The 23109-nt window shown below is 60.9% G+C and carries 20 protein-coding genes; all 20 read right to left on the bottom strand.

What is annotated here, in order from left to right:
- Positions 1–997: type VI secretion system-associated FHA domain protein TagH (gene tagH / locus ABJH13_RS02275; protein WP_348404598.1), on the bottom strand; the 997-nt coding region annotated here is incomplete at its 3' end.
- A gap of 5 nt (positions 998–1002) precedes the next feature.
- Complete coding sequence (locus ABJH13_RS02270; protein WP_348404597.1) at positions 1003–1293, bottom strand: PAAR domain-containing protein; 291 nt, start codon at positions 1291–1293, stop codon at positions 1003–1005.
- Between the two features lie 65 nt (positions 1294–1358).
- The gene (locus ABJH13_RS02265) at positions 1359–1931 is read right to left on the bottom strand and encodes a hypothetical protein (protein ID WP_348404596.1); all 573 of its coding nucleotides are present in this window, start codon (positions 1929–1931) and stop codon (positions 1359–1361) included.
- Between the two features lie 8 nt (positions 1932–1939).
- A complete protein-coding gene (gene tssI / locus ABJH13_RS02260; RefSeq protein WP_348404595.1) occupies positions 1940–3970 on the bottom strand; it encodes a type VI secretion system tip protein TssI/VgrG in 2031 nt (676 codons plus the stop codon).
- Positions 3971–4002: 32 nt separating this feature from the next.
- The gene (gene tssB, locus ABJH13_RS02255; RefSeq protein WP_348404594.1) at positions 4003–6714 is read right to left on the bottom strand and encodes a type VI secretion system contractile sheath small subunit; all 2712 of its coding nucleotides are present in this window, start codon (positions 6712–6714) and stop codon (positions 4003–4005) included.
- 78 nt (positions 6715–6792) lie between these two features.
- Positions 6793–9447, bottom strand: a complete 2655-nt coding sequence (tssH, locus tag ABJH13_RS02250) for a type VI secretion system ATPase TssH (RefSeq protein ID WP_348404593.1) — start codon at positions 9445–9447, stop codon at positions 6793–6795.
- Positions 9448–9471: 24 nt separating this feature from the next.
- Positions 9472–10479 (bottom strand): type VI secretion system baseplate subunit TssG, encoded by a 1008-nt coding sequence (gene tssG / locus ABJH13_RS02245; RefSeq protein ID WP_348404592.1) that lies wholly within the window; start codon positions 10477–10479, stop codon positions 9472–9474.
- Positions 10443–12317 (bottom strand): type VI secretion system baseplate subunit TssF, encoded by a 1875-nt coding sequence (tssF, locus tag ABJH13_RS02240; RefSeq protein ID WP_348404591.1) that lies wholly within the window; start codon positions 12315–12317, stop codon positions 10443–10445. The genes tssG and tssF overlap by 37 nt, the downstream gene beginning before the upstream one ends.
- 6 nt (positions 12318–12323) lie before the next feature.
- Entirely contained in the window at positions 12324–12821 is a 498-nt protein-coding gene (gene tssE, locus ABJH13_RS02235; protein WP_348404590.1) for a type VI secretion system baseplate subunit TssE, read from the bottom strand.
- Entirely contained in the window at positions 12814–13620 is an 807-nt protein-coding gene (locus ABJH13_RS02230; protein WP_348404589.1) for a type VI secretion system accessory protein TagJ, read from the bottom strand. The genes tssE and ABJH13_RS02230 overlap by 8 nt, the downstream gene beginning before the upstream one ends.
- Positions 13621–13710: 90 nt before the next feature.
- Positions 13711–14244, bottom strand: coding sequence for a type VI secretion system tube protein Hcp (locus ABJH13_RS02225; RefSeq protein WP_348404588.1), 534 nt, complete (start codon positions 14242–14244; stop codon positions 13711–13713).
- Positions 14245–14288: 44 nt separating this feature from the next.
- On the bottom strand, positions 14289–15779 hold the full coding sequence (gene tssC / locus ABJH13_RS02220; RefSeq protein WP_348404587.1) for a type VI secretion system contractile sheath large subunit: 1491 nt from the start codon (positions 15777–15779) through the stop codon (positions 14289–14291).
- 3 nt (positions 15780–15782) lie between these two features.
- The gene (tssB, locus tag ABJH13_RS02215; protein ID WP_348404586.1) at positions 15783–16289 is read right to left on the bottom strand and encodes a type VI secretion system contractile sheath small subunit; all 507 of its coding nucleotides are present in this window, start codon (positions 16287–16289) and stop codon (positions 15783–15785) included.
- A 53-nt stretch (positions 16290–16342) separates the two neighbouring features.
- Entirely contained in the window at positions 16343–17371 is a 1029-nt protein-coding gene (gene tssA / locus ABJH13_RS02210; RefSeq protein ID WP_348404585.1) for a type VI secretion system protein TssA, read from the bottom strand.
- Complete coding sequence (locus ABJH13_RS02205) at positions 17364–18707, bottom strand: serine/threonine-protein kinase (protein WP_348404584.1); 1344 nt, start codon at positions 18705–18707, stop codon at positions 17364–17366. The genes tssA and ABJH13_RS02205 overlap by 8 nt, the downstream gene beginning before the upstream one ends.
- Positions 18700–19572 (bottom strand): DUF3365 domain-containing protein, encoded by an 873-nt coding sequence (locus ABJH13_RS02200; RefSeq protein WP_348404583.1) that lies wholly within the window; start codon positions 19570–19572, stop codon positions 18700–18702. The genes ABJH13_RS02205 and ABJH13_RS02200 overlap by 8 nt, the downstream gene beginning before the upstream one ends.
- A gap of 53 nt (positions 19573–19625) precedes the next feature.
- Complete coding sequence (locus ABJH13_RS02195; protein ID WP_348404582.1) at positions 19626–20585, bottom strand: peptidoglycan-binding protein; 960 nt, start codon at positions 20583–20585, stop codon at positions 19626–19628.
- Complete coding sequence (locus tag ABJH13_RS02190; RefSeq protein ID WP_348404581.1) at positions 20582–21730, bottom strand: S8 family serine peptidase; 1149 nt, start codon at positions 21728–21730, stop codon at positions 20582–20584. The genes ABJH13_RS02195 and ABJH13_RS02190 overlap by 4 nt, the downstream gene beginning before the upstream one ends.
- Positions 21727–22374, bottom strand: coding sequence for a hypothetical protein (locus ABJH13_RS02185; RefSeq protein WP_348404580.1), 648 nt, complete (start codon positions 22372–22374; stop codon positions 21727–21729). The genes ABJH13_RS02190 and ABJH13_RS02185 overlap by 4 nt, the downstream gene beginning before the upstream one ends.
- The gene (locus ABJH13_RS02180) at positions 22361–22975 is read right to left on the bottom strand and encodes a sigma-70 family RNA polymerase sigma factor (protein WP_348404579.1); all 615 of its coding nucleotides are present in this window, start codon (positions 22973–22975) and stop codon (positions 22361–22363) included. Before ABJH13_RS02180 ends, ABJH13_RS02185 begins: the two co-directional genes overlap by 14 nt.
- Positions 22976–23109 lie beyond the last annotated feature (134 nt).

Here is a 23109-nt window from a genome sequence, read left to right as displayed (position 1 = left end):
GGCTCAGCTGTGCCAAGAGCGCGCGCAGGGCGGCCTGCATGCCGGTCATGGTTGCGACCTCGTGAGATTTGATATCACTCAGCACCTCTGCGGCGGCAGCCTCGGGGGCCAGATACCCGGGTTGCGCAGGCAGGATCATCGCCTCGATGGCTTGCACGGCGCTGACGGAGAATTTCAACGGATTGTTCGCGCCTGCCTCGATCATGGTGCGGTTCACACGCATCTCGCTTTTGAGGGCCGCGCGCGTCATCATTATGTCGCGCAGGCCCGTGATCATCGCCGCCATCACCCGGCCCAGACGCGCCATGGTCTCTGCGGTGTCCTCCTCCGGGAAAGCCGCATCCCCAAGGCCCAGACCGTCCATAAAGGCACGCAGTGCGGCGGCATCTGTCGGGGCTGCTTTCGGCGCAGGCGGGGGGGGCGCACCGGGCACGGGGGCGGTGAGATCTGCGTCCCAGTTATCGGGGATCACGGCCGCCTGTGCGCGCGGGGCGTCGAAATGATCTTGCATCGGGGCGCTATGATCGGGGGCGCTGGCGCCTTGTGGCGGCACCGCAAACGGATCCGCGCCGGGGGGTTCATCGCCGCCAAGCAATTCATCAAGGAAATCAGTATTCTCGTCGCCAATGTTTTCCAACACGCCAATTTGCGCCGCAGTGGGCGGGGGCGATGGCTGTGTTTGCGCGCGGATCTCAACAACCAGTTCAAACGGCCCGACCAAGATCACATCGCCGGCATTCACCCGGGTGGGTGTGCCGTCCAGGCGGCCAGGCTGGTAGTTCAAAAACGTCCCGTTGGTGGAAAGATCGCGCACCGTATAGCCCGCGCCATCGCGTTCCAGCACACAGTGTCTTTTCGACAGCATGCGGTCGGGGTCAGGCAATACCAGATCGTTTTCAGCCCCACGCCCCACACAGAGCGCCGCGCCCTGCATCACGACCTCAATGGGCGCTGCATCTGGGTGGCTTGGGTCATGGGCCTTAAGACAAAGCGTCATCGGGTTTAGCCCCCCACCAGAACGGTCACGCACCCCATGACGATTTTCCCGCCATGGGCGCAGGCATCACCGAGCCGTGCTTGGGGCAATTTGCCAGTCAACACAGTGCCCGACCCTTGCACCACGACATCAAGCGGGCCCACACAGACCGCCATGGCCGTGGCCGCGGTTGCGGGCATCATGCCGATCAACACCGTGGGCACCGGCGTCACAATCGGCCCACCCACATGCGGGACAACGCCTGTGATCATCGGGCAGACGTGCATATCAGCAACGCGGGCGGCGGGGAATGACATGGCGAAACCTCATTCGGACGGGCGCAATTTTGCGCGGTTCACTCCGTTAGTGCCGCCTACGCGCCTTAAGGTTCAGATTGGCCGCTGCCACCGCGCGCAATATTGAGCCCACGGGTCAAAAAATCCAACTGACGTGTGGGTGTTTGCGCGGGATCCGCATAGACCGCGATCAACACCATGCCATAAACCGCAGCGCCAACAGCCCCCGGCGGGGCCGCGTGGTCATCCAACGCGCCCGGCCCCATCGTACCATCGGCAAAACAGGCCGCCATCGCGCAAAACCCGGTGTCATCGTCTGTTGCGACAGCCTCTAGTGCCGTGCGTGCGGCCAATCGCGACTCAAACCCCGGCTGGCGCACCCAGGCTTCGGCGGCCGTCACTGACGCGGTGACAGCCCCCATTTCACGCGCGGCCAAACACGCCCACCACGTTGCCTCGCGCGCGGGCAGGGCATGGGCCAGCAGTTGCAACATATCCAGCGTGGCGTGTTGGGAATGCAACGCTTCTAAGACACGCGCGGCGGGTGCGCCGGCCGGGGTCGTAAGCGTGGTTTGCAGGCGCACGTTGTTCTGGCTGAGAATGCGCGCGACGGGGCCTTGCGGCAGTTTGCCCAGGTCATCAAAGGACATCGTATGCATCGGCGCGCTCAATTGATCATCGTCAAGCTGCCCTTGACCGTTAAAATCCCCGAGGATTTAAGCTGTGTCATGCCGCCACCTTCAAGGCTCAACATGCCCGCCCCTTTAAGGGCGGCCTGTCCTTTGCCCTCCAACGCCAGTTGACCGCCTGCTTCGATCTTGGCGGTGGCCTGTGCCTTGACCGTGACCGTGGGCGCCGAAATCGTCACGCCACTGGGGGTCAGTTCGATCTGCGCACCGCCGCATTTCAACGTGATCTTGGATTTCGCCGTCAACGTCAGGGCAGCGCCCACGTCTATCTCGCAATCCTTGGCGATCTGGCGCGTCTCGCCGCCCTTGGCCACGGTAAAACTGTGATCTCCCTCGCGCAGGGTTTCGGTCTTGTCGCCGTGGATCGTTTGTTTCAATCCGCCGGGGGATTTGTGGTCCAGACCCACCTCGATTTCGACGTTGTTCTTGACGATCTGCTTGAAATCACGTTCGGATTGGAGCCGCACAAATTCGGCGTCTTTTTTGTCTTCAAAGATCAGTTCACTATAGCCATTGCCGCCCTTGGCGCTGTTGGTGCGCAGTCCAATTTGCGTCGCCTCGCCGGGCAGCGTCACAGAGGGTTTGGCCTCTGCGTTATACACCATTCCCGTGATGATCGGCCGGTCTGGGTCGCCTTGTTCGAACTGCACAACGACCTCTTGACCGATGCGCGGGATAGCCAGCATGCCGTATCCCTTCCCGCTCCAAGGCACGGCAGACCGGATCCAACACGACGATTTCTCATCCCGTTTTCCATCCCTATCCCAATGAAATTGCACCTTTACGCGGCCCAAACTGTCGGTCCAGACCTCTTCGCCCTGTTTGCCCACAACCATGGCCGTCTGCACGCCGGGGTTTTCCGTGCGCGGCGTGCGCGGGGCCGTGCGGTAGGGTTCGCGCGCGGGCTGCACGTCGATCTCACAGCGGTACAGCTCTGGGTTGGTATCGGCGTCGAACGCCAGCACTGGCCCCAAGATCGCATCAACAATATCGCGGTCTTCAACGATCATATCCAGCTGGATCTGATGGCGCGCGCGCACCACCAAATATTCGGCGTTCTCACCTTTGCGCGGGTGTTTGGCCAGCCTGAACTTGGCGCCCACCGCCATCTGACGGACACTGCCAACCGCGCGGGCCCGTTGGGTTTGCGCCGCCAAACCTTCGGCCCGGATGCGCGCGTGATGCATGCCCGTGTCGGTGCTGTCATGGCGCCCGGCGCTGTCGTAGATTTCATAACCGCGATGCGCGCCGCGCCCTTTAGGCAACGATTTGCTACAGGTCAAATCGGTCTTGGGCTTTTCAAAATCATAGCCTTGCAACGTCACCTTGCCGGGGCGGATCTGTTCGCTGCCGCGCCATTCATAAAGGTGGTCTTCATCGCGAAACATATCGGTTGTGCGCATGAAATAATTCAGCTCGGCGTGATCCTCGATGGGCATATGACAACTGGCGTCATCAGCCAACACAAGCGTTTCACGCGCCTTGTCATGTTGGAGAAAATGATAAATCCCCTCCTCCTCCATCAACCGCGATACAAAGGCGAAATCGCTCTCGCGGTATTGGACACAATAGCTGCGCTTGGTAAACTTGTGTTTGGTTTTATCCTTGAAGTCGGAAAACCCATGCGCGCCGAAAACCTCGCGCAGGATTTCGATCACGGTTTTATCCTGAAAAATCCGGCAATTGGTCGTCTGCGTCAAAAACCACACCCACGGGCGCACCTCGGCGCGGAAATAACCCTGACTGCCCGACGCCCCCAGAAATTCGACGCTCACACAGAGCCCTTGGAAATGCCGCGTCTTTTTCTTGGGCGCATCGAGCGCGAGGCTCAGGCGTTCCCCGACCAGCCGCCCCAGATCCAGATCTAGATCCGCGCACATGAATTCCACAGTCGTGCAGGGGATTTCCCCCAAGGCCTCGTCTATCTGCGCGCGCACCAGATAGCCCTTGATGCCACCGGGCAATGTCAGGGTCGCGGGGCGGTTTTCCAGCAAGATGTTCTGTGCCATTCAAAGCACCTCCAATTTGCGCGCGCGCGCCATCACAGGCCTGCCATCAGGGCGGCAAGCTCGGGGTCGATCTCTGCATCTGCATCGCCGCCGCCCATATCGGTACTGTCCTCATCGGCGCTCTCTGTATCGCCGAACCCGGCGAGCAGATCCTCCAGATCGGTATCGCTGGCGTCATCGCCTCCAAGGTCCATGCCAAAGTCATCATCACCGCCAAGATCAAGCCCCAGATCATCATCCGCCTCCATCGGATCATCGCTCTCGTCGTCTGTGTCCTGCGCGAATTGTTCGTCGTAGTCTTCGCCGGCGCCACCGGGGCGCGATGGGGCCATTTCATCAAATTGCGCAGGGCCCGCGCCTGCGTCACGCGTGGTATCCAGACTGATGCTTGTGCCGCCCAAGGCTGGCCCAGCCCCCGCGCTTTGCCCCCACGGTCCGGCCAGAAGCCCAGCCCCCAACCCTTGAAACGCACCTTGCCGCACCTCGTTGCGACCCTTGATCGACACCAGCGGGATATAGCCGCGCGCGACCACCTCGGCCATGGTGCGTGTGTTGAGCAACCGCCCCGTACACGGCAACGCCACCTGATCGCCATGCGGGTCGGTGATGTAGTGCATCGGCAGATCGCCCAGCGACATGACATCGCCCAGCTTCATGTCCTTGCCGCCCTTATTCACCATCTCACACATCAAAATCGCGCTGAGCACCACCGGATTGGCCCAGAGCATCCCGCGCAGCCCATCCCGCAAGGTAAATTCTTCGAAATCAAAGGGATCCACGGGTTCGGTGCGCGCACCATAGGGCAGACGCAACAAAAACCGCGGCGCCGCCAGCCCCACAAAAGATGCCTCGGGCAGGGCCCGCAACGCGTCCCAGGATTTGACCACCAGCGGGTGACGTTCGTGTTTGGGTGTCTCAAGAAACCCGTCCGAAATAGACGCCAGAAACGGCGCTTTCATCCAATCGCTGATCTTGGCCATGCGCGCCATCAGATCGGCGTGGGGCGGTGTTTCTTCGAGCGTATAGAGCCCAAAGACAGCCGACAGCGCCCCCTGCGCCGCATCAAGACGGGGCTCTTCGGCCAGCATTTGGAACAACCCGCTTTGCGCCAGATCCTCATGGCCTGCCAGATCGGCGGCCCATTCTTCGGCGGAAACATCATACAGAACAATTTCCAGCCCCGGCCCGGTGCGGATACGCCGCGCGAGCAGCTCCAGCGATCGCCATGTGCTTTCCACCGCCTGAAAATCGGGGTGTTGCAGGATGGCGCGCATCGCACTGGACAGCGCATTATCGACGGCGGCCAACATCGCGGGCTGTTCCGGGTCTGGGGCCGCCTGCACGTGGGGCGCGATGATGCGCGCGATCAGGTCATCGGTTGGTGTGGCCGTGGTCAGGCGGCCCGTGGTATCGCCAATCAGCGACTGAAAGGCGCTTAGTTTGAGGTCCGCAGGCACCTCGGCCCCTTTGGCACGCGCACGCGGGGCAGGTTTTAGGTCGCCAAAAAGCGCGGCCCATTCCTGCATCTGCGCGATCTCTTGCGTGCCACGCGCGGTGGCAATGCGGGCCCGCAGATCGCTAAGGTCTTCGAACAGCAGTACATTTTCAAAGAGCTCATCCGGGTGCAGGTCCTCAAGGCTCGACAAGGCGACCTGCACCCCGGCCCCGTCTACACCAACCGGCAAGACCAACGTCGTGGCAAACCGCGCGATCACCTGATCAAGCGCGTCGACATCGAAACGAATGGGTTTACGTGTGGCAAGGTCCGCCCCGGTTTCTAACGTGCCGCTGACCGCGCGCCCGGTGAAATCACCCAAGATTGCGATGCGGAACTTGAGGCGAGCGGCGTCGCGGTCATCGGGTTTTGGCAAGTCGAGCGTGCCATGAGGAGAGGGCTCAGAAAGCGGGTCTTCGGCTTCGGGCTCTGGGTCGAATTCGGTCAGATCAACGTCTGGTTCTTCAGCTTCATGCGGCGTCTCAAAGGCCGGATCAGGCGCGGGGGGCTCAGCATGGTCACTCACGCTCGCCAACGATACTGGTGTCGTATCGATGCTCTCGGCCGCGCAATTGTCCTCAGAGACTTGCGCGGCCAAACCGGCAAAAACGGCATCGGTGTCATCTACACGTTCCACTTCGTCAGTGGGTGCCTGCGCGGCCATGGCTTCAAGGATCGTCCCCGTCTTATCCGGGCGCGCGTCGTCCTTTGCCGGGGCCGCATCCCGCAGGGTCTCCAAGGCCGCGTCATCTTCGTGCGAAACCTCCGCCCGAGCCGCCAACGCCAGCATTGCATCTGGATCAGCCATCAGCTGTGCAATCAACGCTTCGGCGCCCGATTTGCCGTCCATATAGGTGCGCAAATGTTCCAATTGCGTGCGCGTTTCCAATAGCTTGGCCAAGGGTTCCGTTTTGCGCGCAATCGCGCCGGGGGTGAAATCTTCGATCCGCTCAAACCGCAGATCAACGGGGATATTCCCCTGCCCTGTCAGCGTGTTGGGCACGTTAAAGGCCGCGCGCGGTTGCATCGCCCGCATGCGGTCATCAAAATTATCACCGTCAATGTCCAGAAATTTACGCTGTGCCACAGGGTCCTGATGGACCAATGATGCACCCGACAGATCGGCCATCACCCCCATGACAAAAGGCAACTGGATGGTCTTTTCCGCGCCATACAGCTCCACATCATATTCGATCTGAACACGGGGGGCGCGGTTGCGGGCGATGAACTTCTGACTGCTTTTAGACATCGTGCGGGCCTTTTCACATGGGGTCACTTGGTAAGTGCCCGCACGGCCCTCAGAGGTTCACGACCTGCGCAGAAAAACCTAACGCGCCGTGGCTGCTGCATCATCAAAGGCGTAGGTGAAATCCCCCTCCGCCACATCGATGGCCATGCGAGACACCGCCCCTCCCAGCAACCGCCGGTTCAAGACCTCGCCCGAGAGCGCAGGCAGCAGTGTGTTGGTCACGATCGCATCGATCATACGCCCGCCGCTTTCGACCTCGCGGCACCGCGCAACGATCGTGTCCACCACCGCATCGGTATAGCAAAACGGCACCTCATATGCGTCTCTGACCCGGGCCGCGATGCGGTCCAATTGCAACCGGGTGATCTGGGCAATCATCTGAGGGCTCAATGGATAATACGGGATCGTCACCATCCGGCCTAACAGCGCGGGGGGAAAGACCTCTTGCATTGGGGCACGCAACGCGTCCGCCACGCCGTCCGGGTCCGGCATCAAATCAGGGTCGGCGCAGAGGTCCATGATCAGTTGCGATCCGACGTTGGAGGTCATCAAAATGAGGGTGTTGCGAAAATCGATGCGGCGGCCTTCGCCGTCTTCCATCACGCCCTTGTCGAACACTTGGAAAAAGATCTCATGCACGTCCGGGTGGGCCTTTTCGACCTCATCAAGCAGCACGACAGAATAGGGCCTGCGCCGCACCGCCTCGGTCAGCACACCGCCCTGCCCGTACCCCACATATCCCGGCGGCGCGCCCTTGAGACTGCTGACGGTATGGGCCTCTTGATACTCGCTCATGTTGATGGTGATGAGGTTCTGCACCCCACCATAAAGCGTGTCAGCAATGGCCAGCGCAGTTTCGGTCTTGCCCACGCCGGAACTGCCCGCCAGCATAAACACCCCGATGGGTTTATCCGGATTATCCAGCCCCGCGCGCGCGGATTTCACACGTTTGGCGATCATCTCCATGGCGTGGTCTTGCCCTATAACGCGCTCGGACAAGTGATCCGCGAGGGTCAGCACTGTGCGGATTTCATCGCGCACCATGCGGCCCACGGGGATGCCCGTCCAATCGGCCACAACGGCGCCCACGGCGGCGGCGTCCACGATGGGCAAGATCATCGGTGTGTCGCCCTGAATATCGGCCAACGCCGCCTGTTCTGTGTGCAACTGCGCCAGCGTCTCTGGGTCCTGCGCCCCCTGCAAAATCTGGCGCAGGTCCATGATACGGGTGACGTGGGTCTGTTCGGCATCCCACTGCGCGGTCAAACGGGTGTGCTGTGCGGTGGCCGCATCAAGGGCCGTTTGCGCGCGCGCTGCACGTTCGGCGGTATCGGCCCCGGCGGCGGTATCACGCGCGATAATCTCTAATTCGGTCTTGAACCCCGCCATACGGCGCGCGCAATCTTCCAGCGGCGCCGGTGTGGCGTGCAAACTGATACCCACGCGCGCGCAAGCGGTATCAAGCACGCTGACCGATTTATCAGGCAATTGCCGCGCGGGGATATAACGCGCAGACAGGCGCACGCTGGCCTCTAATGCTTCATCCAAGATTTGCACCTTGTGGTGACGTTCCAACGTGGCGGTCATGGCGCGCATCATGGCAATGGCGGTGTCAGGGTCAGGTTCGCCCACCTGCACAACCTGAAACCGCCGGGTCAGGGCGGGGTCCTTTTCGATGTGCTTTTTATATTCCGCCCATGTGGTGGCCCCGATGGTGCGCAATGTTCCACGGGCCAGTGCGGGTTTGAGCAGATTGGCCGCATCGCCGGTGCCCTCGGCCCCACCAGCCCCCACCAGCGTATGGGTTTCATCGACAAACAAAATCACCGGCGCGGCGCTGGCTTGCACCTCGTCGATCACGCTGCGCAGGCGGTTTTCGAATTCACCTTTCATGGATGCGCCGGCCTGCAACAGCCCCACGTCTAGGGTCATCAACCGCGCGTCCGCCAGCGCGGGGGGCACGTCCCCGTGGGCAATCCGCAGGGCAAACCCCTCAACCACGGCGGTTTTCCCCACGCCTGCCTCACCGGTCAGAATGGGGTTGTTCTGGCGGCGCCGTGTCAACACGTCGATGATTTGACGAATTTCCGCATCGCGCCCGACGATGGGGTCAATCTCACCGGCGCGCGCCTGCGCCGTCAGATCGGTGCAAAACCGCGCCAAGGCGCTGTCACCGCTTTGCGCAGGCGTCATCGCGGCCGAGGCCTGCCCGGGATCAGCGCCCAGCGTTGCGCCATCTTGCGCCGCAAGCCCGGCCTCTGGCGACCCGTCCGTTGCTGCGCCAAATTCTCGTGCAACTGCGGGCGCATCCAAGCCGGCCAATTCCGGTGAAATGACGCGTAACACATTGCGCAACCCCCCATCCCCCAACAGGCCTAGCAACACATGCCCGGTGCCAATCTGGTGTGTGCCAAAGCCCAACGACGCCTGCACCCAAGCCCGCTCGACCGTTTGTTCCAGATGCGGTGACAGATCAGAAATCGTTGTGGCACCGCGCGGCAACCCATCCAACGCGCGCTGTAATTCGGTGGCGATGCGCCCCTCGTCCAGCCCGTAAAACTGAATGATTCGGTGCAGATCACTGTCGCCCGCCTTGAGGATCTGGTGCAGGACATGTGCCAGTTCTACATAGGGGTTTCCACGCATTTTGCAGAACACTGTGGCGCTTTCAACGGCTTGAAAGGCGCGTGTGTTCAGTTTCCCAAACAGGGCGGTGCGGCTGATCTCGGGCATTGGGGGGTCTCCGGTCGGGGCCCGTCAGAGGGCGGGTTGGGTCAGGGTCAGGTCATCGGCGTCTTGCTTTGGGCGTGTGCCAATCCAAGCGGTGCGGCCTAAGGTTGCGGTTTGGCCAAGGGTGGCGCGCGGGATTTCATCCGCCCGCAAAATAAGGTTTGCGTTCCATTCCAGCGTGTCGCCGGCATAGTTCCGGATGATCGCGGCAAGCTGTTTGAACCCCGGTGTGCCGGGGAAAAGCCCCTTGAACGCCGAGAGCGACAAGGGCCCGATGCGCAGACAAAAACTGGCAGAACGGGACCAGACGCGCGCCCCAAGGTTGGCGTTTTGGCCCAGCGTCGCGCGCCCCAATTGACCCCTGTCTTCTGGGTCCAGATGTAACCAGCTACCGGTAAAGCTCTCGATCTCGACGGGGGCGCCCAACAGGCCCGACAACACAGCACGCAGCCCCGCCTCGCTGCGCGGGCTGGCTGCCATCAACCCTGCAAAGTGGCGTTTGGCCACGTCGGGCATCGCATCGCGGTCTTGGAGTTCGGCCCCGCCGAAACCCGCCAACGCCCCGACCTTATCGCCGAATGTATCCCCCCCCGCCCGGTCAAAAGAGGCGGCAGGCTGGCCGCTGACCCAAGCACGATAGAGCAGCGACAGCATGCGGTGGTGGAACATATCGGCAAAGCCAATCATCGTGGGATCATCCGCATTGCGTTTGCGGTCGCGCGCGAATTCGGTCAGGTGCAAGGGCAACGGTCCGTTGGGCCCGAAAAGACCAAAGGCAAGCTGTGTCAATCGCGGCGCGCCGGGGCTGCTCGCATCAAAATCGGTGATCGTGGCGGGCGGAAAGGCCAGTTCGACCGCCTGCGCAAGGCGTACGGGATCTTGGGCAGGGCTGCGCGAATTGCCCAAGCCCGGACAGTCAGGATATGCACCCTCAATCAGGCGCAAGGCTTGGAAGATGTTGAATTTTTCGGGGGTCTTGCTCAGCGCGGCCAGCCGCGTCAGATCAGGACCCTGCGTCCGCTTCTGGCTGGCCATTGGGCGATGTCTCCGCGTTCGGGTGAATGGATCGATGTTTCGGTGAAACTGTTGAGGCTGACGTATTTGGCAAAAAACCGTTCAAGGACCGCGCCCAACACGTAACACCCCGTGCCTTGAAAGGCGCTTTCGTCAAAACCAAGGCGGATTTCGATGCCGCGCACGGCGGTGCTCAGTGCACCTTCGGACAGTCGGCGCACCTTTGGGCGCGACGCCACAGACGTGAGACCGCTCAACTGTTTGGCCAGCGCCGGTTCCCCCAAGCCCGCGTAAAGCGTCAGAATTTCGCGCAGGGCAGCCGCACCTTTGCCGCGATCGGCGTCCACCAGCGACAGATAATTCAGGCTCAGGTGGGAAATCAGCTGCCAGGCCTGCTGCCCTTCGGCCAAGCTCGAACGTGGGCGCGTCGGCGGGATGATCGCGCGAATACGGCGCACGGGGCCGCCTGCGGGCAGGGTAAAGTCGGTATCGCCCACCCCAACCGGTGTCAGCAGCGCCAGATCCCGGTTGGTACACAACGCATTGACGGCCAGTTGTTTGACCTCGCCGGGATACGGCGCTTGGGTACGATCCGTCAGCGACAGGTAAAGTTCCGAACCCAAATAAGAGGTGCGCGACCCCGCCAGCCGCTGACGTTCTGAACGCTGACGAGGGCGGCGGCGTTGGCTGTAATAGGCCAGATGGCTATCACCTGCGGGTATGAAATCCTGCGCACTGTAAAACGGGCGAAACGCCACATCTGCCTGCGTGTCGGATGTAATGCCAGTGACGCTTTCGAGACGGTAGATTTCAAAATCCATCGGGGAGGTGCGATCGACGGTGACCAGATGTTCGGTTTCGGTCGTAGTCACATGCACCCGATCGCAGCGTTTGCGAAACAGGTTGATCGCGGGCACAGCGTGCAAATCAAAGTTCGTAGGCGTCACCGAAGCCAGCGCAGGAAGCCCGTCGCGCAGCAAAATATAGACGTCAAGATCGGCCCCCGTGGCCCGTGTGGTCGCGGGACCAAGGCCTGCAAGATCAACGAAAAACAACCGCTGCGGCATCGCGAAATATTCCTGCAACAACCGGTAGCCATCAAAGGACGCGGCGGGCGTGGGCAGTAGCGCGTCTTCGGGTTCGAACCCGCAAGGGTGGATGCCGCCCCCCAAATATTGCGCCCAATCTGCCCGCCGGTCGGTCGAGCGCCCGGCCAGCCCGACCCCCTGCCCCAGAATTGCCTCATAAAGACGCCAGGGTTCGGCCCCTGCACCGGTCAGAAAAACGCGCAGCTGCTCTAGCGGCAGATCGGCTAGCGCGGCGCCATCGGTGCGGCGCAACCGCAGGCGCAGGGCCGCCTTGGCCGCTGTGTGATGCCCCAGACCAGCGGTGACCAGATCGCCACGACTGCTGAGATATTCGGTTTCGCTGATCTCTAGCGGCCAAAGGGTGACGTCTTGCGCGGTGGTGTAGGTCACACCGGTTTGCGCGCCCTCGCGCGGTTGGCCGCGCAGTTCGGTCCCGCGCGGCAATGTCACACCCGACGCCAAATTGCCCTGCGCCGGGTCAGGATCCAACCGCGCGATCATCATCGACGGGATCGGCGCGAGGTAATGCGGGTAGACCACCTCTAGCAGGCTTTGGGTCAGGTTCGCATGCTGTTGGTCCAACTCGGTCTGCACGCGCGCCGCCATAAAGGCGAACCCTTCCATCAGGCGTTCCACGTATGGGTCCATGACCTCTAGCTGCCCCGTACCAAGACGGCCCGCGATTTTGGGATAAGACGTGGCGAACTCATTTCCCATCTCGCGGATAAAGCTGAGTTCTTGTTCGTAGTGATTGAGAAACCGTTGATCCATAATGGGTTATCCCTGCCTGCGGACGGTGACGTCGCCCGTGGTCACATCAAGCTGCGTGCGCAGATAAAGATCGAGCGGCACCGGTTGCGCCCAAAGTTCCGCACGGATGTCGAAGGAAATCAGCGCGGCGCGGGTGTCTTTGCGTTGGGTCGTGGTGACGTCCAGCGTGCCCGGCAACAAGCGCGGTTCAAACCGTTCGATGGCCGCGCGAATGGCCTGCTGGATCTCGGCGGCACGCGCCTTGGTCGCGGTGGTTCCGGTGACATCGGCAATGCCAAAATTCAATACAGAGGCCGCCGTTTGTTCATGCCCTGTCAGGTCGCGATCCGCGGCCAGATGGGTGGTGTTCAACAGCCAATGCAAATCGCGCTGGATGATGTCGCGCAGCCTGTGAATGTCGATGATCCACGCGCTATTTGCCTCGACCTGCACGTCCGGCGCCTCGTCTATAAGCCGATCAAGCAGCGCAGGTTGCAACCGTTCAAGACGCGCGCGATCAGCCATGATGCACCGCCTTGGGAGAGGCCACAGACCCAATCGTAACCTCACGCAGGGCGAGCAGTGGGACATCCGCCTCGGGCGTGCAGAACATCCGTTGGCCGGTGCCTTCGCCCGCAGCGTTCCAATCTGTGCCGCGCGCCAGCATGTGCGCGGATGTGCCGTGGGACGTCGTAGCGGGGTAGCGCACAGGCAACAGCCCCCCCGTTTCGCGCCCGCAAACCAACGTCAACGTGACCGGGGCCCAGACCAGATCGCGCAGATCCTGCGGCGGCTGTACCGTCATCCGGCGCAGTGCTGCGAAGGGCAGCCAGCGATATTCGCCCTCAAGGATGATCTCTAAAACCGGACCAAAGCGCGCGTCCGCATCCGCGATCCACTCAAAATTTTGACCATCTACCTGCCCGGCTGTGGCCGGTGCCGCGCGCAGGGCCATGGCGCGCAAGGTTTCGGCATCTTGCTGATCCCCGGCAGCTTGCTTTTTCAACGCATCCCACAAAACCGGCAACCACGACGGCCCTTCCGCGTCAAAAGGTGGGGGTGTTTCGCCGCGCAAAACGCGCGCACGGGTCTGTTCGGCGGCAATTGCCGGGCCGTAAAGCGCGGCCATCGGTGCCGCCGCGGGGTCAAGTGCGACACAAGTCTTGAGCTGTTGCGCGGCGCGCGGCCAATCCCCTAAAACGCATAAAATCTGGAACAAAAAGATCCGCAACCGCGCATCATCGGGGGCCGCGCGCACCTGTGATTTTAACGCATCATACGCTGCGGGCACATCGCCGGTCTTGAGCAGGGTTTCAGAAAGCATGGCGTTAAATCTCTGTAATTATTTGAAAATCAGCCCCGGATGCCAGTTCGCAAAGAGGGCAACAGCATCCGGAGCAAGAGGTCAGATCGGTTAACGCTGGACCTCGTATTTCTCTTGGTTGAGCACTTTGCTCCATTCTGCCTCGCCCTGACCGCCCGACGGTTTGATCATGGTGCCGTCTTTGCCCTGACGGCGGTATTCGATCTGCTTGGCGCCATAAGAAAAAACGAGGCTCTCGGTCAGTTCATCGCCCGACCCGGCCCAAGTCACGCCTTTGACGATCACGGTCTTGAAACGCACCAGAAAAAAGCTGCGCTGGCCCGATTTTGTACCAGACCCTTGGCGCCGGCATTCCATGATCGCCTCTTCAATGTGGGTGCCGGTCGCGCAGGCGCGGTACAGCCCTGCTGACGCACTATCCGTCAGCTTGTCGCAGGTGAAATCCTCAAAATCGGTCTTGCCGACGCCCCCCCCGCCTGACTGGCTGTCGATGACGGAACTGTTGGTGGCCCCAAAACCGAATTGGGTGATCTGAAACGCGCCTTGTTTGGCCATTTCTTCATCAAGGGTTTCGCCTTTGATCGTGGGGTTCTTGGGAAAATAGAGAAATGAGTCAAATGCCATTTTTACATCCTTTCTATAGGGTAAGGGTATGCGATATGTTGGGGTTATTCGGTCTCGGACGGCAGCCGCGACACCAGCCGCAATGAGACGGACAGCCCTTCAAGCTGGTAGTGCGGGCGCAGGTAGAACTTGCTGTCGTAGTAGCCGGGATTGCCCTCGACCTCTTCGACAACAACCTCTGCAGCGGCCAGCGGTTTGCGCGATTTGACTTCTTCGGTAGAGGTTTCGGCGTTGTAGTCGATGTAGCGGCTGATCCAGTCTTGAAGCCACTGTTCCATGTCTGTGCGGCTCGAGAACGAACCCACCTTATCGCGCACGATGCACTTGAGGTAATGGGCGAACCGGCAAGTCGCAAAAAGATAGGGCAACCGCGCGGCCAAATTGGCATTGGCCGTGGCGTTGTGGTCGTCATATTCGGTTGGTTTTTGCAACGATTGCGCGCCAATAAACGCCGCCGTGTCGGTGTTTTTCCGGTGGATCAACGGCATCAAACCGTTGGTGCCTAACTCTGCCTCGCGCCGGTCCGAAATGGCGATTTCGGTGGGGCATTTCATGTCCACGCCACCGTCATCAGACGGGAAGCTATGGGTGGGCAATCCGTCCACCGTACCGCCGGATTCCACGCCCCGGATGCGCGAACACCAGCCGTATTCCTTGAACGACCGGTTGATGTTACGCGCCATCGCATAAGACGCGTTGACCCAGCAGTATTTGTTCGAACCTGCACCCGTTGTGTCCTCTTCAAAGGCGAATTCCTCAACCGGATCGGTTTTGGCGCCATAGGGGTGACGGCCCAGAAAACGTGGCATGGCAAGGCCAAGATAACGCGCATCTTCGCTGTCGCGCAGCGACCGCCATGCGGCATATTCGGGCGTCTGGAAAATCTTGGTCAGATCACGCGGGTTGGCCAATTCATCCCAGCCCTCCATCTGCAACAGCGCGGGATCCGCCCCGGTCAGAAAGGGCGCATGCGACGCGGCGGCGATCTTGGACATTTCGCCTAAGAGTTCGACGTCCCGCGGGCTGTGATCAAAGTGATAATCGCCCACCAAACAGGCATAGGGTTCACCGCCAAACTGGCCGTATTCTTCCTCGTAGATCTTCTTGAAGATCGGCGATTGATCCCACGCGGTGCCCTTGAATTTGCGCAGCGTCTTGGACAAATCCTTTTTGGACAGATCCATAAACCGGATCTTGAGCATCTCGTCGGTTTCGGTGTTGTTCACCAGAAAATGCAACCCACGCCAAGCGCTTTCCAGTTTTTGATACTCTGCGTGGTGCAAGATCTCATTGATCTGCTCGGTCAGCTTGGTGTCGATTTCCGCGACCAGCGCATCGATGGACCGCAGCGCGTCATCCGATACCACATCGGCGTTTTCCAACACCTGCTGGGCCAACGTCTGGACCGCTTCTTCCACGGCACGTTTGGCCGTTTCGGATTTGGGGCGGAATTCCTTTTGCAACAGGTCGGCGAAATCGGATGACCCAAAGATCGTTTCACCCTGTGCCGCGGCGGTTTGTGGTGCGTCATTCATGGCCTAGCCCTCATCTGTCGACGTCGGTGCGGTCGCTGCGGCCAAAGCCTTGAGCAATTCGGGGTCGTTGATGATCTTGGCCATCAAATCCTCCGCGCCTGTCTTTCCATCCATGTAAGTGCCCAGGTTCGACAAATGGGTTCGCGCCTCGAGCAATTTTTTCAGCGGCGCGACTTTTTCGGCGATGGCAGCGGGGGAAAAATCCTCCATCCGCTCAAAATTCATGTCCACCGCGATGTTGCCTTCACCGGTCAGTGTGTTGGCCACGGTAAAGGCCGCACGCGGTTTGATCGCCCGCATGCGGTCATCAAAATTATCCACGTCGATTTCGAGAAATTTGCGGTCAGCCACGGCAGGCAGTGGTTCTTCGGATTTGCCCGACAGATCCGCCATAACACCCATCACAAAAGGCAGTTGAATGGTCTTTTCCGCGCCGTATAGTTCAACGTCATATTCGATCTGAACGCGCGGCGCGCGGTTGCGGGCGATAAATTTCTGGCTGCTGGCCATTGGGGTTTCCTTTCCCGAAGCGGTTGAAATCGCCCGGAACGGGCATTGTCTGATCAGTAAGTGCCCTCGTCCCCGTCAAAAGGTTCAAATCCACCGATCAACGCGACATTGCTGACGCCTTCGGGGGCCATATCCTTCATGATTGTGACGAAATCAGCCGACACCAACCGCTTGGCGCGGCGCAACAAAATGGGCAGCGGGCTGGAGGGTTCATAGCGCGCATAATACGCCATGATCCGGTCAAGCGCTGCGGTCACATCCTGTGGCGTGGTGATCGCCGCACCCGCGTTTGCCGTCGGCGGCGGGGCGTCAAGGGTGGGCTCTGCGGGTGTCTGTGGTTCGGGCGTGGGGGCGGCATCGGTGTAGGGTGCCAGCCTGCGGTCGATATCGACCAACATCTTGCGCAAAGGGTCAAGATCAGGCCCCGCAGCGCCCACATGGGTATCAAAAAGCGCGCCAATCTGTTCAACCGCCGCCTGCGATTGATGCACCATGCGCAGGTTCTGCGCCACCTGATCCCCGGCATCTGCGAACACCGCAGAAATGGTCTGTGCGTCCAGCGTTTTGCCGGTGCCCGGATTGGCATCACCGCTGGCGATCTCTAGGTCGCGCAGACACACGGGGCCAACACCACGGCCGTCGATCAAACCCGCCTGCCTCAGCGACATCAAGATCCCCTCGCGGCTGGTCAGCGCCAGCACCGCATTGACACGCATCGTCAAATCGCCATCGTCCGGGTCGGGTTGCGGATGCACATGGTCCCAATGGATTTCCAGCACGCCGCCCATGTACTTCAACGCCTTGGCAAAGCCGTCCAAACCACGCGTGCGCAGCTGTGCATTGGCAAGGATCGCGGCGATGCGCAGATCCTGCGTGCGGGTCAGCAAACCTGCGGCCTGCGTTGCTACGGTCCCGTATTCGGGGTCCTCTGCGGGGATGACACTGTCACCGATCACGCGTTCCTCAGAGGGTTTGCTGGCTTGCTCTAGGGCGATGAAATCAGGGTCATATTCCAGATCATTGCCGCTCGGCGCATCGTCGTGGATGGGCAACAACAGGGCATCAAGGTCGAGGTCAGGCATCATAGGTTCCTTTTGAGGATTGGGTTTGGATCGCCTGCAAAAACTCCGCACGGGCAGAGAGGTCGGGGATGGCCTCGGCCACACTATCAAGCAGCTGCGGCAGGTTGGTGGCGTGCCGAGCTTGGCGCCGCACAAGCGTCCCTGCGATGGGCCCAAGATGCGGTGTCAGGGCCGCGATGATGACCCCAAGGTCAGCCTCGGCGACCCCGCCGGGTGTGTGCCCGGGGTCGGCATGCAACAGCCCGGAAATCTGGCGGCGTAAGGCTTCGCGTTCCGCAGGATCGGTGATTTCATCCAGTAATTGGGTCAGCAAATCATCATGGGTCACGGCCGTCTGTGCGGCGCGACGCGCGAGTATCTTGCCGATGGGTCCGATCTGAGAAACCAAACTTTCCTCCAGCCCGCGCATCGTCAGCACAGATAGCTTACCTATCATAGTTGCGGCTGACGGCACCTGCCCGGCGGGGCGCGGTGTGGTGCGCGCGCCTCCATGCCCGCCGATGGCCGCCATCAGGTCGGTCCGCATCTCATCCGCACCGGGATACCGATCTGCCGGGTCCGCCGCGATGGCACGCATCACCACCGCATCAAGTGCGGTGGGCAGGTCCGTGGCATGGGTTGAGGGCGGCGGTGCGCTTTGCCCTTTGCCCGCCATCATCACCGCCGTGATGCCCCCGCCGCGATAGGGTTGTTGGCCGGTCAACACTTCGTAAAGCACGACACCTGCCGCATAAATATCGGCGCGCGCATCTACCTGCGCGCCTGAAAACTGCTCGGGTGCCATATAGGCCGGCGTGCCGATCATGCCCGCGCCGGTGTGTTCCATCTGGGTAAACCGCGCGATGCCAAAATCAGTAAGTTTCACGCCGCCTGTCTGGGTCAGCATGATATTGGCGGGTTTCATATCGCGGTGCACGATTTTGGCGGCATGGATCGTCGCCAGACCATCCAGCAGTTGGGCCATGATGTCTGCGACCTGCGACAGACACAGGGGCCGGGGCTCGGTCAGGCGCTGTTCTAGCGTTTGCGCATCAAGGCGTTCCATCACCAGATAGGGCAGACCGTCTTGTTCAAGATAGTCGAAAATCGTCACCAAATTGGGGTGCAAAACCCGGCCTGCGGCGCGAGCTTCGCGCGAAAACCGGGCCAGCCAGTCGGCCCCGCCTGCGGCATCAATCAGGTGTTTGTGCACCGTCTTGATCGCCACGGTGCGGTCAATGTCACGGTCATGCGCTTCATAGACAACGCCCATCGCGCCCTCGCCCAAACGCGCGCGGATCAGGTATTTGCCGACCCGCTGCGGGCCGCCCGGTGCAATGATGGTGTGATCAGTCATCGAGCATCCACATCGCGCGGTCAAGGCTGCGGCGCATCCGGTTGAACGACGTCGCAAGCGAGCCAATTTCATCGCGCGAATTGCGGTTGTATTCGGGTACAGAGAAATCCCCCAAACTGACTTTTTCGGCCATCTTGGTCAGGTAAGACACCGGCCCGATCACCACGCGGCTCAGCAACATATTGGTCACGATCAACACCAACCCAAAGGCCACGCTGAGCGCGATGGCCACCATCACGGCTGTCCCACGGGCCCGGTCCGCGACCACTTCGAGAGGCACCGTGACGATCTGCGCGCCCACCGTTTCGCCCATTTTCCAGCCAAACCCATTGGCCGATCCATAAAGATCCACCAAGGCCGGAGGGGCCGTATCGGCACTGCCGTGGCAATTCAGGCATCCGGTCTTAGAGATCGTGACCGGCGCGCCCATCATCAACAGCGCGCCTGCGTCTGTTTCGATCCGCGCTGAAAGCTGGGTCAGTTCGGGATCCGCACGGAACTGCGCGATCATCTCGGCCTCTGCGGGGGTGGGCAAATCGGCGGGGTTCAGCGGGTTCAGCGCGGCCTCTTTGTAATGATACTGCGGAAAGGCCTTGGTGACGGCTTCAAACACCCGGCGTGCGGCAAAAGACGTGACGGCCTCGGGCTGGAAAAGGATATCGCCATCGGTGCGAAGCAACGGCTCGATGTGTTCCAGCGTGTAGTTGCGCACAGCCGTTGCATTGGCGCGCATCAGCTGCGCCTCGCGTTCCACATCACGCAGCGCGCTGTCCTTGACCATCGCATAACTGATGGCCACGGCCGCGGCAGCCCCGAGGGTGCTCGCCGTGATCAGAACCAGATTATATTTGAACCGAAGGCCCATGTGCACTTACCCTTATTGTCTCTAGGGTAAGTGCCCCCGCAGGGCCAAAAGGTTCATCCCTGCGCCAAAAGTTCCAACAGTTGGCGGGGCGTCAACAAGCCGGTGTCGGCCTCGGTGCGCGTCTCTTGAAAGCCACGGATGGCTGCGCGTGTCTGCACACCCATGATCCCGTCGATCAGCCTTTTGTAGTGCCGCTGCGCGCGGAGGGCGCGTTGCAGATCGCGCCGAACCGGAGGGGACAACGATTGTTCGAGCACCGCCAATTCTTCTGTGGATGCTGGGGGGGTGGCTTCGGGGCCGGCCACGACCTGCGGCAATACCACAGGCGGCAGAGCTTTGGGCGCGCGCAGAATAATCGGTGCCGCAGGGGTGCCCGAAAGCGTGGCACCCGGCACCGCCGCCATACGGGCAAGTACTGTGCTTAGGTCCACGCGCGGCCCCGTGGTTTCGCGTGCAAAGATGTCGAGCACGCCCCCAGCGGCCAGCGCAGGCACCACAAGGATTTCACTAACGCCACCAAGCGGCGCGGGCGCGGTTGTGGCGGCGTTCATGTCAGGTGACAGGTCTTCAGGCGGCGTACCAACCGACAAGATGACAGCACCACCGCGTTCGGCCAAGACGGTCATGCGGGCAAAGGCGCGCAGGGGTACGGCTTGGGTGAAAATATCGCTCGCACGGGTGAGCCTTGTGTCGCGGGGCAGCGCAAAAAGCCGGTCTCCGACTGTCACGGCGGGCATGTCCAGAAACACGATCGCGGCGTCCGCCTGCGATGCTTCTTGCGCAAACCGCCGCATCATGGCGCGCAGCTGCGCGTTGCTGGGATCACTGGCTTGCAAGATTTCCGCATCAAGTGCCGTCAGGCTTTGTAAGACCTGATCCGCCCGCGCCGTTTCGGACCCCGAAGACACCACCATGCCCACGATACGCGTTTGCGCCCCAACCGGCGTACCAAGACCCAGCGCTGCGACACAAAACACCTGCATCACGCACCGCAAAAAAGCACCGCGTGTCACAATGCGCACTCTGCGTTTGGTCCAAACGTCGCCTTGCAGGCGCTCAGCATCGGTTGCGTTTCGGTTGCATAAATCGCCGCGCTAAGTTTTTGAGCGATCTGGCGGGGCGTCAACGCCGGGTCTTTGGCCAGCATCAATGCAACCACCCCCGACACATGCGCTGTGGCAATAGAGGACCCCGACGCATAGCGGTGGCTTGCCCCCGGTGCCGTGGTCAAAACATCGATCATCGGGGCGGGCACGCTTTTCCCGACCCCCTGCCCGGCTGCGATCACGCCATCCAAAGCGGCGGGATAGACCAACGCATCACCCTCGCCGGACGCCGCGACAACCACGATCCCGGCCTGTAAGGCGGTCTCGATCAGCTCGGCCAACAGCGGATCATCCGGCCCGCCAATGCTCAGGTTCAGCACGTCGATGTCATTGAGAATGGCGAAGTTGATCGCGCGCGCCAGTGAAAAGCTGTTGCAAACACCTGGCGTGCTGCCGTCTTGCCAACACGCGCGCAGCCCGACCATCTGGGCGCCGGGGGCGACACCCACGATGCCCTCATTGGTGACACCCGCCCCGATCACCCCGGCGATGGCAGTGCCGTGGGCTTCGGCCACTGGTTCGGGGTTGGCGGCCACGAAATCGCGCAGATCCACCATTTGCCCCGCAAGATCAGGGTGGTCGCGATCAATCGCGCTGTCCACGATACCGATGCGTACGCCTTCGCCACGCCATTTGCTGTGCACGGGCAAAACTTGCATCCCTTTTAACGCCCATTGCATCGGTAGCAGTGGATCACTGTGATACATCTCTGTCAGGGTAAAATTGCGGATACGTTGCACCGTGCGGATGCGAGTGTCCGCCTCCATCTGGTCGATCAGCTCCTGCACATCCGCGACATCGCGGGCATCAAAGACAAAACAATGCACATCAAGCGCATTCAACGGCCATTCAGCCGTCAACGGAACGTTGAAATCTGCCTCTAACCTGTCCCCCAAAGCGGCAAGCGCCTCTGGGTCATCCCGCGGGATCGTCAAGATCAGAAAGGTCGCGGGCGCAAGGGTATCGGCATTGGCCAATTGCCAATCTTGCGCCATCACAGGCCGGACCCAGATTAACGTCAGCAGTGCCAAGCAGGCGATGAAACGGGTCATTGATCTGCTCGTGGGGCTGCAAATGCAATCTGTTCTGCGGCCATCATGGCCTGCGCCACCGCCGACACATCCGCGCCCTCGGCGAGAATTGCAGAATACACGCCTGCCTCCGAAGGACCGGCGATGGCCAGCACGCCCATAGGCTCCAACACTGCGGCAAGCTGCGTCGTTTCCACACCTGCGGCAGGTTGGAATTGAATGGTGGGGGCATCCCCATCCGGCGCGCTGGTCAGGGTGACAAACCCATCCTCAACAGGCGCGTTGAATTGCACAACCATCACCAACGCCAAACAGGCAATGGCCAAACCACCCAAAGCTGCTTTGCCACGCCCCTGCAGCGCATCCCACCAACCACCGCGTGTGTCCACCGGTGTGCGGGCTTTGAGATCAGCCTCGGCCTGCGCGCGCAGGGTCTCCCAACTGCGCTGCAGGGGCACGTCAAAAGGGTCCGTCTTGACCACTTTCTGCGCCAGGTTCCTTTGACGTCGGATCTCGTCCGTCATGGTGGTATCGGTGCTTGCAAACGCCTCAAGCCGCGCGGCGTCGGCCTGCGGCAGCGTGCCATTCACGTACCACGGGATCAGCCCCCATATCTCGTCATATTCGCTCTGTGGATCGTTCGAAGTGTCATCACGCAACGGCATGCTCACCACCCTTTTTTTCATCGTCAGAAAAGTCCTCATCCCCCAGGATGTCGCGTAAACGGCGCCGTGCGGTCATCATCCGTGTCTTAACGGTCCCCACGGGGCAGTCCAGAATTTCGGCGATCTCGGTATAGAGATAACCGTTGTAATACGTCAGTTCCACCACCGCGCGCAATTCGGGCTTCAACTGGTCCAGCGCGTTTTTCAGGTCCGTTGCGCGCATCACGGTCTCGGCTGTGTCGGCCTGATCGGCCACCATGCCCTCGTCAAGCTCTACGTCGCCTGCACGGCGCATCAATTTGGTGCGCTGTTTCAACGCCACGCGGTAGGCAATGCCAAAAATCCAGGTCGACGGTTTGGAACGCCCCTCAAACCGGTCCGCTGTGCGCCAGATTGTCATCAACGTGTCATTTGCGACCTCTTCGGCCACCTCTGCACTGCCGGTGATCCGGCGCGCAAAATGCATCAGTTTGGGAAAGTACTTTTTATGAATATGCTCAAAGGCCGATACATCGCCGCCAGCGATGGCCTTGATCAGCGCATCATCGCCAAGCGCAGCCGGTGCCTTGCCTTTCGTCGTGATAGATCTCAACTTCCACATGAACCAAATTTCCCTTGTCTCTGATCGTTAGTGCGCGCACGGCGAGAAAAGGTTCACCGCAAACGACGTTTTTTGAAAAAAAAGATGAGCGGACTAGGGATTGTCGTGAAATGCGTGTTCAACACTACCCGTTG

The sequence above is a fragment of the Roseobacter sp. genome (assembly GCF_039970775.1).
GTDB lineage: Bacteria > Pseudomonadota > Alphaproteobacteria > Rhodobacterales > Rhodobacteraceae > Roseobacter.
This window is presented reverse-complemented; position numbering and strand designations above follow the sequence as displayed.

Bases quoted from the DNA above. Each gene is read 5' to 3' on its own strand.
- ABJH13_RS02190 (WP_348404581.1), bottom strand. From the start codon at position 21,730: ATGACCCGTTTCATCGCCTGCTTGGCACTGCTGACGTTAATCTGGGTC.
- ABJH13_RS02225 (WP_348404588.1), bottom strand. From the start codon at position 14,244: ATGGCATTTGACTCATTTCTCTATTTTCCCAAGAACCCCACGATCAAA.
- tssG (WP_348404592.1), bottom strand. From the start codon at position 10,479: ATGGCCAGCCAGAAGCGGACGCAGGGTCCTGATCTGACGCGGCTGGCC.
- tssH (WP_348404593.1), bottom strand. From the start codon at position 9,447: ATGCCCGAGATCAGCCGCACCGCCCTGTTTGGGAAACTGAACACACGC.
- tssB (WP_348404594.1), bottom strand. From the start codon at position 6,714: ATGTCTAAAAGCAGTCAGAAGTTCATCGCCCGCAACCGCGCCCCCCGT.
- ABJH13_RS02270 (WP_348404597.1), bottom strand. From the start codon at position 1,293: ATGTCATTCCCCGCCGCCCGCGTTGCTGATATGCACGTCTGCCCGATG.
- ABJH13_RS02205 (WP_348404584.1), bottom strand. From the start codon at position 18,707: ATGACTGATCACACCATCATTGCACCGGGCGGCCCGCAGCGGGTCGGC.
- ABJH13_RS02230 (WP_348404589.1), bottom strand. From the start codon at position 13,620: ATGCTTTCTGAAACCCTGCTCAAGACCGGCGATGTGCCCGCAGCGTAT.
- tssC (WP_348404587.1), bottom strand. From the start codon at position 15,779: ATGAATGACGCACCACAAACCGCCGCGGCACAGGGTGAAACGATCTTT.
- tssB (WP_348404586.1), bottom strand. From the start codon at position 16,289: ATGGCCAGCAGCCAGAAATTTATCGCCCGCAACCGCGCGCCGCGCGTT.
- tssA (WP_348404585.1), bottom strand. From the start codon at position 17,371: ATGCCTGACCTCGACCTTGATGCCCTGTTGTTGCCCATCCACGACGAT.
- ABJH13_RS02265 (WP_348404596.1), bottom strand. From the start codon at position 1,931: ATGCATACGATGTCCTTTGATGACCTGGGCAAACTGCCGCAAGGCCCC.
- ABJH13_RS02180 (WP_348404579.1), bottom strand. From the start codon at position 22,975: ATGTGGAAGTTGAGATCTATCACGACGAAAGGCAAGGCACCGGCTGCG.
- ABJH13_RS02185 (WP_348404580.1), bottom strand. From the start codon at position 22,374: ATGCCGTTGCGTGATGACACTTCGAACGATCCACAGAGCGAATATGAC.
- ABJH13_RS02200 (WP_348404583.1), bottom strand. From the start codon at position 19,572: ATGGGCCTTCGGTTCAAATATAATCTGGTTCTGATCACGGCGAGCACC.
- tssI (WP_348404595.1), bottom strand. From the start codon at position 3,970: ATGGCACAGAACATCTTGCTGGAAAACCGCCCCGCGACCCTGACATTG.
- tssF (WP_348404591.1), bottom strand. From the start codon at position 12,317: ATGGATCAACGGTTTCTCAATCACTACGAACAAGAACTCAGCTTTATC.
- tssE (WP_348404590.1), bottom strand. From the start codon at position 12,821: ATGGCTGATCGCGCGCGTCTTGAACGGTTGCAACCTGCGCTGCTTGAT.